This is a genomic window from Nocardiopsis sp. FIRDI 009, from assembly GCF_003386285.1.
Lineage (GTDB): Bacteria > Actinomycetota > Actinomycetes > Streptosporangiales > Streptosporangiaceae > Nocardiopsis.
This window is the reverse complement of sequence record NZ_QPNC01000029.1, coordinates 60,269-74,685: the sequence shown is the minus strand read 5'-3', so window position 1 is coordinate 74,685 and position 14,417 is coordinate 60,269. Positions and strand designations below refer to the sequence as shown.

Below are 14,417 nucleotides of genomic sequence, written 5' to 3'. Positions count from 1 at the left end.
CACTCACACGTCCCGCACGGGACCCCGTACGGTCGGCCCCTGCCCGGACAGGCGCTCCCCGACCTCGGCGGCGGCGCTCCTCAGCGCCGCCAGTGTGACCTGCACCGCCGGACGACGCAGGGTCGCCGGGCGCAGCACCGCGTACACGTGCCGCTCCGGCGGCGAGTCGGGCAGCCGCCGGAAGGCCAGCCCACCCGGCGCGCCCACCATGGCCAGCGCCGGAACGGCCGCGATGCCGATGCCACGGGAGACCAGGCTCAGGATGGTGCCCAACCCCTCGAACTCCCAGGCCGCACCCGGCAGCCCGCCCACCTCGGCCAACAGGCGGTCCGTCCCGTAGCGCGACCGCTCGCCCCGGGGGGCCACGATCCACGACTCGCCGAGCAGACGTTCGAGCTCCAGCGGCTCCCCCGGATCAGCCAGCCGGTGGTCCTCGGGAACGGCCAGCACCAGCGGGTCGCGCAGCAGGTGGACGTGGCGGAGCCCGCTCTCCGGGCCGGGGCCCGGGTGCTGTCCGGTCCAGTCGTCGACCAGCGCGATGTCGACCTCGCGCGAACGCACCTTCTCGGTGCCCGTCGCGAGCAGGGTTTGGCGCAGCACCAGCTGCATGCCCTCGTACACGCGCAGCGCGGGGGCGAGCAGCGGCGCGAAGGCCACGGCGGCGGTCGGGAAGGCGGTCACCGTCACCACGCCGATCGCGACGTCCGCCTGTTCGGCCAGGACCGACTCGGTGGCCTCCACCAACGCGAGGATCTCCTCGGCCTGGGTCACCAGGAGTCGTCCGGCGTCGGTCAGTTCGGCGCCCCGGGCCGAACGGTCCAGCAGTGCCACCCCGGTCTCCCGTTCCAAGGTGGCCAGCTGCTGTGACACGGCCGAGGGGGTGTAGCCCAGGGCGGTGGCCGTGGCCGCGATGGTGCCCCGCACGCTGAACTCGCGGAGCAACTGGAGACGTCGAAGATCGAGCATAAGTTCAGCTTACGCTCAGCATCGAAAAGACTCGCTTGTACTGATGGAGCAACACGGGCAAGCTGAGCAGTGACAGACCGTCACCCCACGGTGCGGTCAAGCGCCAGATCATGAGCCGGAGATGAGTCTTCTATGACCGTCACTGTGTCCGCGACGCTCGCCGTCAACGAGGCCCTCGCAGAGAAACGACGCCAGGGGGTGCGCGTCCTGCCGCTCGGCTTCGGCGAGGCGGGACTGCCGGTCCACCCGGTGCTGAGGGACCAGCTCTCCGCCGGGAACGGCGCCAACGCCTACGGTCCCGTCGCCGGGACGCCCGCCCTGCGCGAGGCGGCCGCGGGGTACTGGGACCGGCGGGGGCTGCCCACCGATCCCGGGATGGTCATCGCCGGCCCCGGCAGCAAGCCACTGCTGTACAGCCTCCTCATGGAGATCGGCGGCGACACGGCCATCGCCGCGCCCAGCTGGGTGAGCTACGCGGCGCAGAGCCGTCTGCTCGGACGGCGGCCGCTCATGGTTCCCACGGCCACGGGGGAGGGCGGCCTGCCCCAGCCCGACCTGCTGCACGCGGCCGTCACCGGCGCCCGTGAACAGGGCCGCACCGTCAGCGCCGTGATCGTCACCCTGCCCGACAACCCCACCGGTACCGTGGCCGGGCCGGACACGGTACGCCGTCTGGCCGAGGTGGCCCGCGAACTCGACCTCGTCATCATCTCCGACGAGATCTACCGCGACCTCGTCCACCCCGCCGCACCCGGTGGGACACCGGCCGAGGTGCGCAGCCCCGCCGAGTACGCGCCCGAGCGCACCGTCGTCTCCACCGGCCTGAGCAAGAACCTCGCCCTCGGCGGCTGGCGGATCGGTGTCCTGCGCCTGCCCGACTCCGAGATCGGCCACCGGCTGCGCGGCGGTCTGCTCGGCGTGGCCAGTGAGATCTGGTCGAGCCCGGCCGCCCCCGTCCAGGCGGCCGCCGCACACGCCTTCACCGAACCCGCCGAACTGGTCGACCACATCGGGCGCAGCTGCCGCCTGCACGGACTCGTCGCCCGTGCGGTCACCGACGTGTTCGTCCGCGCCGGGGCCGCCGTCGCCGCCCCGCGCGCGGCCTTCTACCTCTACCCGGACCTCGAACCGCACCGCGAGCGGCTGGCCGCCCTGCACGGGGTGACCACCGGCCCCGAACTCACCGGGGTGCTCCTGGAGCGGTACGGAATGGGCGTCCTGCCCGCCGCCGAGTTCGGCGAGGGGACCGAGGCCCTCCGCATGCGGGTCGCCACCAGCCTGCTGTACGGCGACACGGAGGAGCGCCGCTACGCCGCGCTGGCCGCCACGGACCCGCTGGCCCTGCCGTGGATCCGTGCGCACCTGGAGCGCCTGGAGGAGGTCCTGGACTCCCTGCTCGAGGGGGAAGCGACCCCCGCCGTTCCCGAACCCCAGGACGGAGCGGAGCCGCTGTACTGCTGAGGATCCGGACCGCGCCCGCCACGTGAAGGGGGCGAGGCGGACGCGTCCCACCGGCCTCCCCCGGGGGTCCCTCCGGGGGAGGCCCCGACCCGCCCGTCCGCTCCGCTCAGGACGGCCCGGTGCCGATGACGTCCGACAGGGGGTCGTGCGGGAGGCTCCGGGCGCCTCCGGGGGAGGCTTGGAGGCCGCCCCCGGCCAGTTCCCGGCTCGGCGCGATCACCGACCGGTAGTGGTCGATCAACTGCCCTCCGATCGCCTCCCAGGTGCGGGCCGACACCGACGGCCGGGCCGCGGCCGCCATCCGCTGGCGCACCTGCCGGTTGTGCGCCAGTCGTCCCACCGCGACCCGCAGTTCGCGCACGGAGTCGGGGGAGTACAGCAGTCCGTTGTGTTCGGGGACGACCAGGTCCACGGGGCCGCCGGAGTTCGGCGCCACCGCCGGGACCCCCGAGGCCAGCGCCTCCTGCACCGCCTGGCAGAAGGTCTCGTCGGCGCCGGTGTGCACGAACACGTCCATCGACGCGTAGAGGCGGGACAGCTCGTCTCCGGTCCGCTGCCCGGTGAACACGGCGTCGGGCAGCCGACGGCGCAGCCGTGCGCGCTCCGGACCGTCCCCCACGACCACCAGCCTGATCCCGCGCAGCCGGGCCACGTGGGTCAGCAGGTCCACGCGCTTGTCCTTGGCGAGGCGGCCGACGTAGCCCACGATCGTCTCACCGCCGGGGGCGATCCGGCGGCGCAGCTCCTCGTCGCGGTGCTCGGGAGAGAACCGCCGGGTGTCCACCCCGCGCTGCCACAGGTGGAGCCGGGGGAAACCGTGCTCGGCCAGGGTCTCCAGGGTGGCGGAGGAGGGCACCAGGGTGCGGTCGACGGCCGAGTGCACCCGGCGCAGCAGCGGCCACACGGTCTGGCCGCCGGGCAGCCCGTACCGGCCGGCGAACCCGGCCAGGTCGGTCTGGAACACGGCCACGGTCGGCAGGGCCCAACGGCGGGCCGCCTCCACGGCCGCGTGCCCGAGCAGGGCGGGCGAGGCCAGGTGCAGGACGTCGGGTGCGAACGCGCGGATGGCGGCGGTCATCGTGCGGCGGGCCGGAAGCCCGACCGGGAAGTCCCGGTAGAAGGGCAACGGCAGGGAGGGCAGTCGGATGACGGGGAAACCGGCGTAGGAGGCGGGGCCGTGGCCGGGGGCCAGGACCACGGCCTGGTGCCCCTCGGCGGCGAGCAGGTCGGCGACCCGACACACGGAGTTGGTGACGCCGTTGACCTGGGGGAGGAAGGACTCGGTCACGATCGCCACACGCAGCGGGGCGCGGTGGGACGCGGTCGGTCGGTCACTGGCGGGGGACGGGCGGTCCGGGGCCATGAGCAGAGCTCCCAACGCAAGGGGGATGACTGCCCCCGACGCTAGGTTGGGGGGGTGAACCCCCGTCGGGTCTCCGGGGAACCACGGCCGAAGGCCGGACGTGGTTTCATCGAGCGCGCGGTGACACGGGCCGGGCGACCGGGTGGCCGCCGAGTGGCCCGGCGGTGGATAGGATCGCCTTCCGTAGCCGTAGTACAACTCTAGGGAGTCGTTCGGTGACCCTCGTGGAATGGGCGGAGTTGGTCCGCGCCGAGCTGGACCTGACCGGGGACGACCCCGTGGACAAGGCGGACGTCGACCGCGTCCTCGACCTGGCCAGGGACGCCGCCCACTCGGTGGCGCGCCCCGCGGCCCCCCTCACCACCTACCTGCTGGGCATCGCGGTGGGCCGGGGAGCGGACCCCGACACGGCCGCCGCCGTCCTCAGCAGGCTCGCGCTGGCCCAGACGGACGGGGCGGCGGAGGCGTAGATCACCGTCGCAACGGTTGCGACGGGTGACCGTGACGCCATCGTGACGAACCGCTGCAAACCTGACACCACCCCTGGTGTCCCGGCCTGGTGGGCACCGCTCCCTCGGGAGGGGCGGTTCCCGCTGACCGCGGGCACACGACCATCCCCCGGCACCTGATCGTGATAGGGAGATCCCCGCATGGATCAACTCCTCGACATGGCTGGCCTCGTCAGCAAGATCATCTGGGGACCCTGGGTCCTCATTCCGCTGCTGCTCGGCGTCGGCGTGTTCCTGACCATCCGCCTGCGGCTGCTTCAGCTCTTCCGGCTGCCCCACGCCCTCTGGCTGGCCTTCGTCCGGCGTAAGGAGGACGCGTCCGTCGAGGGCGACATCTCCCACTACCAGGCCCTGAGCACGGCGCTCGCCGCCACCGTCGGTGTCGGCAACATCGCCGGTGCGGCCCTCGCCATCGGGGTGGGCGGCCCGGGCGCCCTGTTCTGGATGTGGATCGTCGGCTTCTTCGGGATGGCGACCAAGTACAGCGAGGCGCTCCTGGGCGTCATGTTCCGCCGCACCGACGACAAGGGTGAGCAGAGCGGCGGACCCATGTTCTACCTCAGGTACGGCCTGCCGGGCGGGCTCGGCACCACGCTCGGGGTGGCCTTCGCCGTCTTCGGCGCCGTGGCCGCGTTCGGTATCGGCAACGGCACCCAGGCCAACGCGGTGTCCCAGCAGATCACCAACATCACGCCGCTGGCGCCGTGGATGGTGGGCCTGCTCCTGATGGTCCTCGCGGGTTCGGTCATCCTCGGCGGTATCAAGAGCATCGGGCGTGTGGCCTCCGCCCTGGTCCCCCTGATGATCGTCGCCTACATCGGTATCGCCCTGATCATCCTCATCGTGAACTGGGCGGCCATCCTTCCGGCGCTCCAGCTCGTGGTCACCGACGCGTTCACCGGTACGGCCGCCAGCGGCGGCTTCGCCGGAGCGGGCGTCATGCTCGCCATCCAGATGGGCTTCGCGCGCGGCATCTTCTCCAACGAGTCGGGCCTGGGCACCGGCGCCATCGCCGCCGCGGCCGCCAAGACCACGCAGCCCGTCCGGCAGGCGATGGTCTCCATGACCCAGACCTTCATCGACACGATCATCGTGGTGACGATGACGTGCCTGGTCATCATCACCACCGGGGCCTGGCAGGGCGAGAACAGCCAGGACGGCTCGCTGCTGACCACGGACGCCCTGACCCAGGGGCTCGGCTCCATCAGCCCCGGACTGGCCCCGGTCGGCACCTACGTCGTGGCGATCGCCGTCGCGGTGTTCGCCTTCACCACCCTCCTCGGCTGGGCGTACTACGGCGAGCGGTGCGTGGAGTTCCTCGCCGGACGCAAGCTCGTCCTCCCGTACCGCCTGGTGTTCATCGCCGTCATCTACGTCGGATCGGTGGCCGCGCTGGACTCGGTGTGGCTGTTCAGCGACATCGCCAACGGGCTCATGGCGCTGCCCAACCTCATCGGCCTCCTGCTGCTGTCGCCGGTCGTCGTGGCCGAGACCCGGAGGTTCTTCGCCCACCCTGACTGGAGGAACCCGGACGCCGTCATGGACGACGTGCGTAAGGCCGGGTAGAGCTCACTCTCGGGGGAGCACGAGGACGAGGAGGGGGACCGTGCCCGGCGCGGTCCCCCTCCCGTGTGTCACACCGACCGCCACCGGAGGTGACGGCGCTCGCCCTACCACCAGGGGTGGAAGTGGTGCACCGGCCCCTGGCCGCCGCCCGCGTCGATCTCGTCGGCGCGCCGGATCGCCTCGGTCAGGTACGCCTTGGCGTCGGCGACCGCGGTGGCGGCGTCGGGGCGCTGGGGCAGGAGCGCGGCGATCGACGAGGACAGGGTGCAGCCCGTGCCGTGCGTGTTGCGGGTGGCCACCCGGGCGGCCCGGAACTCGACGGGACCGGAGTCCCGGGAGACGAGGACGTCGACGCTCTCCTCCCCGGGCAGGTGGCCGCCCTTGAGCAGGACCCGGCGGGGTCCCAGCTCCAGCAGCCGCTCGGCCTGGGCGCGCATCGCCGCCAGGTCGGCGGCCTCGGGTTCGTCGAGCAGGTCCGCGGACTCGGGGAGGTTCGGGGTGATCAGGTCCGCGAGCGGCAGCAGCCGCGTGCGCAGCGCCTTGACCGCTGAGGGCTCCAGCAGCCGGTCGCCGCTCTTGGCGACCATCACCGGGTCCACCACGACGTTGCGCAGCTCATAGCGGGTGATCGCGTCCGCGACCGCCTCGGTGATCTCGGCGGTGGCGAGCATCCCGACCTTGACCGCGTGGACGGTGGCGTCGGTGAGGAGCGTGTCCATCTGCTGGTTCACGAAGTCCACCGGGACGCCGTGGACGCCCGTCACCCCCCGGGTGGACTGCGCGGTCAGGGCGGTGATGACGGTCATCCCGTAGGTGCCGTGCGCGGAGAACGCCTTGAGGTCGGCCTGGATCCCGGCGCCGCCGCTGGGATCGCTTCCGGCGATGGACACGATGTTGTACGCGCTCATGGGCGTCCCTTCGCTAGTGCTAACTAGGGCAGGTTCGACGGGTGTGCTCTCAGCCGGGGGAGTCTCCCCGGCACCCCGCGCCGTCGGGGCGGCGCCGCCCCTGACGTTCCGTGGTTCTACGAGTGGTCCTACGACCCTAGTGGACCGGGGCGGAGTGGTGCTGGTGAGTGGTCCCCGTCCGGACCTTCTTGCGGTGCTCGTAGACGATGGCGGCGAGGACGATGACGAAGCCGACCGCCATGAGGGTCACGGTCAGCGGGATCTCGGTGGCGGGGAGGATCTCGCGGTCCTCGGTCTGCCACGGCCACAGGGCGCGCAGCGATCCGGCCATGAGGCCGGTCAGGACGACGAGGGTGATGTGGTGGTAGTTCTCCAGGAGGAACTGGAGAAGCTTGACGAACAGGGACAGGCCGGTGATCGCGCCCAGGGCGAAGGCCCCGATGTAGACGAGGTCGAGGCTGGCCACCGCGTCCTTGGTGGGCACGTACAGGCCGACCGTGACCAGGATGAACGAACCCGACACCCCGGGCAGGACGAGGGCGCAGACGGCCACGGAGGCGACGAGGAAGACGACCACCGGGTTGGCGGTCAGGTTCGCGCCGGGCAGCCCGGTCAGGGAGAAGGCCGCGACCGCGAAGACCAGCGCGACGAGGTAGTGCCATGCCTTCCAGGGCTTGCCGGAGCCGGAGTAGGGAACCCACAGGGAGGCGAGCACCAGCCCGAAGAAGACGGCGTGGGCGTACTGGGTGTGCTCCTCGACCAGCGGCGCGATGAGCAGCAGCGCCAGGATGAGCGCGACGGGCATGCCGACGAGCGCCGGGACGAGCACGCTCCAGTTCACGAGGCGGAACTGCTCCTGGGCGCGCTCGGGGCCCCGGCCGCGCGGGACGTCGGTGAGGTAGCGCTTGATGCCGCTGACCAGGTGGCCGGCGCCGCCGATCAGGTCGTCGTAGAGGCCGACGATGAGCGCGACCGTGCCGCCGCTGATCCCGGGCAGGGCCTCCGAGGTGCCCACGGCCCCGCCGCGCACCGCGTTGAAGATGAAGGAGCCTACTGACTTGGCCATCTGAGTTGTGGGGCGCGGGCCCGGATGTTCCGGGAGGGGGCGCGCCGTCCTCCGTCCTAGTGGTGTCACCGTACCCACCCTCGACCGGGTGGAGAGGTGGCGTGAAGGGATTGTCTCGCGGGGTCCTGGTCCCGACCGCGCCCGGTCCGACGCGCTGATCCCCCGGGAGGGTTCACCGGGTGGTCCGGAACCGGGTGTGGGGGTACTCGGGGTGGCCGGGTGTGGTCAGTCTAGCGGCGCGGGTGGCCGGGCAGAGCGCTTGCGACGGACCTGAAACCGGGTTTCGGCCGGTTGCGTGGGCATTGTCTTGGTAGCCGAAATGTGGTGCTCCGTCGCGTGGGGGTGTGCACCACCGCGCCCCGGTGGTGCCGAGGCACGTCGGGACCCCTGGACCCGGGGGAAGCGCGAGACGTCCTCTCGGGGCGAGGGAGGGATCAGAGGGCGGCGTGTTCCGGCGCCGCCCCGGAGGCTCCCTCCGGCCCGGTGTCCCTCCGCGCCACGGAGGTCGCCCACCGGTAGTCCTGTTTGCCCACCGCGGTCCGGCGGACCCTGTCCACGACGTGCACGCTGCGCGGGACCTTGAACCCGGCCAGGCGCCCCCGGCAGTGCGCGCGCAGCTGGTCGGCGCCGAGTTCGGCCCCGGGCGCCAGGGAGACCAGGGCGGTCACCCGCTGGCCGAGCCGCTCGTCCGGCGCGGGGACGACGATCGCGTCCTCCACCAGCGGGTGCGCCTTGAGGACCGCCTCCACCTCCTCGGGGTAGACCTTCTCCCCGGCGGTGTTGATGACGACGCTGCCCCGGCCCAGCAGCATGACCGAACCGTCCCGCCCCCGGGTTCCGTAGTCGCCCGACAGGGCCCAGCGCCGACCGTCGGCGTCGACGGGGAAGGTCCGCGCGGTCGCGATCGGGTCGTTGTAGTAGCCCAGGGGGATGCGGCCGGTGCGCGCGATACGGCCGACCCGGGTCGACCCCGGCCGCAGGGGGCGCAGGGAGTCGTCCAACACCGCGATGCTGCCACCCATGGTGAAGCTGCGGCCGTCCGCCTCCCCTTCGTGCCTCTCGTCCTCGGGCGTGGTCGCCGACCCGCACACACCGGTCTCCGAACCGCCGTAGGCGTCGGCCAGGGCGACGTCCTCGCGCCAGGCCCGCCACAGGGCCCGGACCGTGGGGGTGAGCGGTGTCCCGCCGGAGCGCACGGAGGTCAGCTCGGGGCACAGACCGGGCTCGGTGAGCAGGTGCCGGGCGAGCGGTCGCGCCATGGCGTCCCCGACCAGCTGGACCACGTGCACACCCTCGCGGTGCGCCAGTTCCAGGATCCGGTCCGGACGGAAACTGCGGTCGGTCGAGAGCACCACGCGCTTGCCGCACAGCATCATGCTCAGGGCGTTCCACTGCCCGGCCGCGTGCATCAGCGGTCCGAGGACCAGCATCCGCTGGGGGAAGCAGCGCGCGGCGCGTTCGGCGACGTCCTGGGGGGTACGGGCACGCGGTTCACCCGGGGCGCGCCGTTCCAGGGCCGCGCGGAAGATGTCGGCCTGCCGCCACAGCACCCCCTTCGGATAGCCGGTCGTGCCGCCCGTGTAGAGGAGGTAGTGGTCGTCACCGGAGGTGGCGGGCAGGAGGGCCGGGTCCGGGGAGACGGCGGCCAGGGCCTGCTCGTAGTCGGTCCCGTCCAGGTCGGCGTCGCGCACGCCGCCGTCCTCGATCAGGAGTACGTGGCGCAGGCGCGGCAGGTCGGGCCGGACGGCGGTGACCTTGGCGGCCAGGGAGTCCTCCGCGATCAGCGCGACCGAGTGGGAGTCCGACAGGACGTGCCGCAGTTCGCCCGCGACGTAGCGGTAGTTCACGTTGACGGGGACGGCGCCCGCGCGCAGCACCCCGATGAAGGACTCCACCCACTCGGCGCGGTTGAACGCCAGGATCGCCACGTGCTCGCCGGGGCGCACCCCCGTTTCGACCAGGTGCGCCGCCAACCGGACGGAGCGGTCGTGCAGGGTCCGGTAGGTGAGGCGTCGGGGACCGGCGACGAGTGCGACGCGGTCGGGGACGGCCTCGGTCACGGCGGTGAGGAGGCGGGGGAGGGAGAAGGGGGCGTCGGGGGACGCTGGGGTGGGCACGCCGGACCTCCCTGGAACGGATCTCGGGCCGACCTCGGCCGGGCGCCCACGCGGACGTCCCGACCGCCGCGGCGGGGTGGCTGATGAGCCGACCGTACCCCGCAGGGAGGGGGTCGATCGCGGTCGGGGCTGTGGAGCGCGTCACCCGGGTACTCCCCGCAGGTCACGTCGTGCGTCGAGGGCCCCGTTCACCGGGCCTGCGGTGCGGTGCGCGACCGGGTTTCGGGCGTGGGCGCGACACTGTGATCTGCCTTACCTCTTGTGTGCTCACCGGATCATCTGCTCAACTCTTGGGGACCTCCGCCGCCGGGCTCTACCGGGCCCGTTGGTGGGTATCTACTGTCTGACATCGGTCAATGGTGATCGGAGCGGCTAGATGAGCAACACCCGCAACCTGGGTCAGCAGGACTCCGCCGGAAACCCCGGCGGACAGGCACTCTCCAGTGAGGAGCACATCGAGCTCGCGCGGACACGGTCCGCCCACAACTACGCGCCCCTGCCGGTCGTGATCGCCGAGGGCCGGGGCGCCTGGGTGACCGACGTGGAGGGACGCCGGTACCTGGACTGTCTGGCCGGGTACTCGGCCATGAACTTCGGGCACCACAACCCCGACCTGCTCGCGGCGGCGCACCGGCAGCTGGACCGGGTGACGCTCACCAGCCGGGCCTTCTACAACGACCAGTTCGGGCCGTGGGTCAGCGCCCTGGCCGACATGGTCGGCAAGGAGCGGGTCCTGCCGATGAACACCGGCGCCGAGGCGGTGGAGACCGGCATCAAGGTGGCCCGCAAATGGGCCTACGAGGTCAAGGGCGTACCGGAGAACCGGGCGACCATCGTCGTGGCGGGCGCCAACTTCCACGGGCGCACCACCACGATCATCTCCTTCTCCTCCGACCCCGAGGCCAAGACCGGCTTCGGACCGTACACCCCGGGCTTCCGGTCGGTGCCCTACGGGGACGCGCGGGCGATCGAGGACGCGATCGACGAGACCACCGCGGCGGTGCTGATCGAACCGGTGCAGGGCGAGGCGGGCGTGATCGTCCCGCCGCAGGACTACCTGCCCCGCGTCCGGGAGATCTGTGACCGCAACCGCGTGCTGTTCATCGCCGACGAGGTGCAGGCGGGCCTGGGCCGGACCGGGACCATCCGGGCGTGCGAGCACAGCGGTGTGGTGCCCGACGCCTACCTGTTCGGCAAGGCGCTGGGCGGCGGCATCCTGCCGGTGTCGGCCATGGTCGCCGACGAGGACGTGCTCGGCGTCATCCAGCCGGGTCAGCACGGGAGCACGTTCGGCGGCAACCCGCTCGCCGGGGCCGTGGGGCGCACGGTGGTCACGATGCTGACCGAGGGGCCCTACCTGGAGAACGCGCGGCGGCTGGGCGAGGTGCTCGCCCGGAGGCTGAAGGAGTTCGTGGGCGACGGCGTGGTCTCGGCCCGCAGCATCGGCCTGTGGGCCGGGGTGGACGTGGACCCGGCGCTGGGCACCGGCAGGGAGTTGTGCCAGCGCCTGGCCGAGCACGGTGTCCTGGTCAAGGACACGCACGGCTCGACGGTGCGGATGTCCCCGCCGCTGGTGATCAGCGAGGAGGACCTCAACTGGGGGCTGGACCGGTTCGGCGAGGTGCTCGCCGAACTCAAGGCACGCGCGTAGCGGCGAGCGGGTCCGGACAGGGGCCCTACCGCCCGGCCGGGGCCTCGGTCTCCTCCCCGACGTCGTCGCCCTCGGGGGACGGAGCCTCGGAGGCCGAGGTCCCGGGGCGGACGAAGGGTCCGCCGAGCTCGGACGCGAGCAGCTCCTTGTCGACGTTGTCCAGGGTCTCCCGGGCCACGTACAGCGTCCGCTCGGGCCCCTCCTCGATCTGGCGGCGCACACGCTCGGCGATGGACATCTGCCCCTGGGCGGTGGGGTGGAAGCTCGCCCGGTCCACCCGCATCCCCTCGCCGAGGCGGCCGAGGACGATGCCGTTCAGCCACGCGTCCTCGGCACTGACCTCGAACCCCGCCAGCGCGGAGAAGACGTTGACGTACTCGACACTGCCCACGTCCCGGCTGCCGTAGATCTGGCCGTCGACGCGGTAGACGACGTCGCGGATGCGTTCGTTGAACCGCTCTCCCACCGAGTTCAGCCAGATCTGGTCACTCGTGGTCAGCGTGTAGTACATGCCCGGCGGTTCCTCCGGGAACAGCCGCGGGTAGCCGAGGACGAGGATCCTGGCGTCGGGGGCGCGGTCGCGGATCTCACCCAGGATCTCGGTCAGGGTCTCCTCGAACCGGTCCATCCGTTCGAGGATCTCCTCCTCCTGGGCGGTGCACACCCCGTTCTCCAGGAGCGGCATGCGCACGATACAGGTGCGCAGGACGGGGATGAACCCCAGGTCGTTGCCGCCGATGCCGAGGGTGACCAGGGACGTGTGCTCGGTGACCCGTTCGATCTGCGACTCCGGTGTGCCGATCTCGGCGAGCATGTCCGCCCCCTTGTGGCTGCTGCACGCGTAGAAGGCGAGCGCTCCGGTGAAGGAGAACTCCTCCGCGATGACCCGGGGGTAGGCGTGCTCGGAACGCCAGCAGCCGCCGGGCTCGGCGGTGACCGGGTCGTAGTCGCCCGCGCCGTCGCCCGAGGAGTAGGAGTCGCCCAGCGCGACGTAGTTCCCCCACAGGGCGGCCTCGCGGGGCTCCATCCGGACGCGCCAGTCGTCCTCCTCGTCCTCGGTGATCGGCGGCAGCTCCTCGGCGGGGCAGACACCACCGGTGGCCCGGCACCAGAGTTGGAGGAGGCCGCTCCGGCCGGCGGGCACCACCAGGGTGACCACCAGCGCCACGACCAGGACGGCGGCGGTGACGAGGATGACGCGGGCACGCCGCCGGCGTCTGCCGCCGCGCGGCCGGGGCCCGGCGTCTCCGGCGGGCCCCTCCGGTTCGGTGGAGGGGGTGGACGTCTCGCTGTCGGGTTCGCGGTGCTCGGGGGTCGACGGTTGGTCATCGGGGGCTGACACTGCCGCTTCCGCCTCCCACGTCCGGACGGGTCCTGTGCAAGCGTCAGACTACCCGGGGCGGTTCGTCGCGATCACGTCCACGACGTGCCGAACCTGGGCCTCGGTGAGCGTGGCCCGCGCGGTGAGCCGTAGCCGGGACCGGCCGTCCGGGACCGACGGCGGGCGGAAGCACCCCACCCGCACTCCTGCTTCCAGGCAGGCGCCGCGCCAGGCCACCGCCTCCTCCGGGGAGGGGGCCATCACCGACACCACCGCCGCGTCCGGAGTGCTGACCTCCAACCCCCGTGCGCGCAGCCCCTCGGCCAGGCCCAGGGCACGGGCGCGTACCGTGTCGGCCCGTTCGGGCTCCTCGCGCAGCACCCGCAGGGCCGCCAGTGCCGCCCCGGCCGCCGCGGGGGCCAGCCCGGTGTCGAAGACGAACGTGCGGGCCGTCTCCACCAGGTGCCGCACCACCCGGCGCGGCCCCAGCACCGCGCCCCCCTGGGAACCGAGGGACTTGGACAGCGTCACGGACACCACGACGTCCTCCGCCCCGCACAGCCCGGCCAGCGCCGCGGCGCCCCGGCCGCCCGGACCGACGACGCCGAGTCCGTGCGCGTCGTCGAGCAGCAGGGCCGCGCCGTGCTCCCGGGCCGTCCGGGCCAGGGCGGGGATGTCGGTGAGGTCGCCGTCGACCGAGAAGACGGTGTCGCTGAGGACCAGGGACCGGTCCCGGGAGCCGACGAGAGCCTTCCCCGCGCTGTCGGGGTCGGCGTGGTCGAAGAGGGCGACCCGTGCCCCGGCGGCCTTGGCCAGGCGGGCGGCGTCGATGAGGGAGGCGTGGTTGTGGCGGTCGCTCGCGATGAGGGGGGCGGGGTCGCCGTCGGGGTCGGGGGCGGCCAACGCGGTGACCATGGCGAGGTTGGCCGCGTAGCCGGAGGAGAAGACGAGGGCGGCCTCCGCGCCGTAGAAGTCGGCGAGCTCGCGCTCCAGTTCCCCGTGGAGCTCGGTGTCCCCGGTGACCAGGCGCGAACCGCCCGCCCCGGCCCCCCACACGTGGGCGGCCTCGGCGGCGGCCCCCACCACCTTCGGGTGCAGCATCAGCCCGAGGTAGTCGTTGCCGGCCAGGTCGAGGCGGTCGTCGCAGGCGGTCCGGGGCACGGTGCGCCGGGTCAGACCCGCCTCGGCCCTGCGCCGTGCCGCACCGTCCAGCCAGGCGAAGGGGGCGTTCGACCAGCGTTCACCGCCGGTGCCCGCGGCCCGCGTCGGGCTCGCGGCCCGCAGCGGCCAGGGGCGCGGGGGGACGGTGGCGTTCGCGAGGCGTTCCATACGAGCGGGGGTCCTCCTCTGGTCGAAGCCGGGCATCCGGACACCGGGGCGGGACGGGGCGGGCGCGCTCGGCGCCGTGCGTCACGCGGGTCGCGGACCGCCTCCACCTGGCGGGACCGACCCAGCGGCGGCCAATCCCGCTGGGTCGGTCCGGTCCATG

The 14,417-nt window shown here is 72.8% G+C and carries 11 protein-coding genes and 1 riboswitch; of the genes, 4 read left to right on the top strand and 7 right to left on the bottom strand.

Annotated features, from left to right (window positions below; genetic code table 11):
- Positions 1–3 precede the first annotated feature (3 nt).
- Complete coding sequence (locus DVR05_RS22430) at positions 4–966, bottom strand: LysR family transcriptional regulator (RefSeq protein ID WP_116247892.1); 963 nt, start codon at positions 964–966, stop codon at positions 4–6.
- Positions 967–1,098: 132 nt separating this feature from the next.
- Between DVR05_RS22430 and DVR05_RS22425 the strand changes: the two genes are divergently transcribed.
- Entirely contained in the window at positions 1,099–2,427 is a 1,329-nt protein-coding gene (locus tag DVR05_RS22425) for a pyridoxal phosphate-dependent aminotransferase (protein WP_116247891.1), read from the top strand.
- A 106-nt stretch (positions 2,428–2,533) separates the two neighbouring features.
- Here the strand turns inward: DVR05_RS22425 and DVR05_RS22420 are convergent, their stop codons facing one another.
- Entirely contained in the window at positions 2,534–3,790 is a 1,257-nt protein-coding gene (locus DVR05_RS22420; protein WP_116247890.1) for a glycosyltransferase family 1 protein, read from the bottom strand.
- A 215-nt stretch (positions 3,791–4,005) separates the two neighbouring features.
- On the opposite strand from DVR05_RS22420, the gene DVR05_RS22415 reads away from it, so the two are divergent.
- Both DVR05_RS22415 and DVR05_RS22410 read left to right on the top strand, forming a co-directional pair.
- The gene (locus DVR05_RS22415) at positions 4,006–4,260 is read left to right on the top strand and encodes a DUF6457 domain-containing protein (RefSeq protein WP_116247889.1); all 255 of its coding nucleotides are present in this window, start codon (positions 4,006–4,008) and stop codon (positions 4,258–4,260) included.
- 180 nt (positions 4,261–4,440) lie between these two features.
- A complete protein-coding gene (locus tag DVR05_RS22410; protein WP_116247888.1) occupies positions 4,441–5,865 on the top strand; it encodes a sodium:alanine symporter family protein in 1,425 nt (474 codons plus the stop codon).
- A 104-nt stretch (positions 5,866–5,969) separates the two neighbouring features.
- Here the strand turns inward: DVR05_RS22410 and thiD are convergent, their stop codons facing one another.
- The 3 genes from thiD to DVR05_RS22395 form a co-directional block, all read right to left on the bottom strand.
- A complete protein-coding gene (gene thiD / locus DVR05_RS22405; RefSeq protein ID WP_116247887.1) occupies positions 5,970–6,773 on the bottom strand; it encodes a bifunctional hydroxymethylpyrimidine kinase/phosphomethylpyrimidine kinase in 804 nt (267 codons plus the stop codon).
- A riboswitch (TPP riboswitch) is annotated at positions 6,762–6,861 on the bottom strand. It overlaps the preceding gene by 12 nt.
- Positions 6,862–6,909: 48 nt before the next feature.
- Positions 6,910–7,839 (bottom strand): DUF368 domain-containing protein, encoded by a 930-nt coding sequence (locus DVR05_RS22400; RefSeq protein ID WP_116247886.1) that lies wholly within the window; start codon positions 7,837–7,839, stop codon positions 6,910–6,912.
- Between the two features lie 434 nt (positions 7,840–8,273).
- Positions 8,274–9,956 (bottom strand): acyl-CoA synthetase, encoded by a 1,683-nt coding sequence (locus DVR05_RS22395; protein ID WP_116247885.1) that lies wholly within the window; start codon positions 9,954–9,956, stop codon positions 8,274–8,276.
- Between the two features lie 376 nt (positions 9,957–10,332).
- Between DVR05_RS22395 and rocD the strand changes: the two genes are divergently transcribed.
- Positions 10,333–11,607, top strand: a complete 1,275-nt coding sequence (gene rocD / locus DVR05_RS22390) for an ornithine--oxo-acid transaminase (RefSeq protein ID WP_116247884.1) — start codon at positions 10,333–10,335, stop codon at positions 11,605–11,607.
- 25 nt (positions 11,608–11,632) lie between these two features.
- Here rocD and DVR05_RS22385 read toward each other — a convergent pair whose 3' ends face one another.
- A complete protein-coding gene (locus tag DVR05_RS22385; RefSeq protein ID WP_116247883.1) occupies positions 11,633–12,949 on the bottom strand; it encodes an SGNH/GDSL hydrolase family protein in 1,317 nt (438 codons plus the stop codon).
- A gap of 48 nt (positions 12,950–12,997) precedes the next feature.
- Entirely contained in the window at positions 12,998–14,257 is a 1,260-nt protein-coding gene (locus tag DVR05_RS22380; RefSeq protein ID WP_116247882.1) for an 8-amino-7-oxononanoate synthase, read from the bottom strand.
- Positions 14,258–14,417 lie beyond the last annotated feature (160 nt).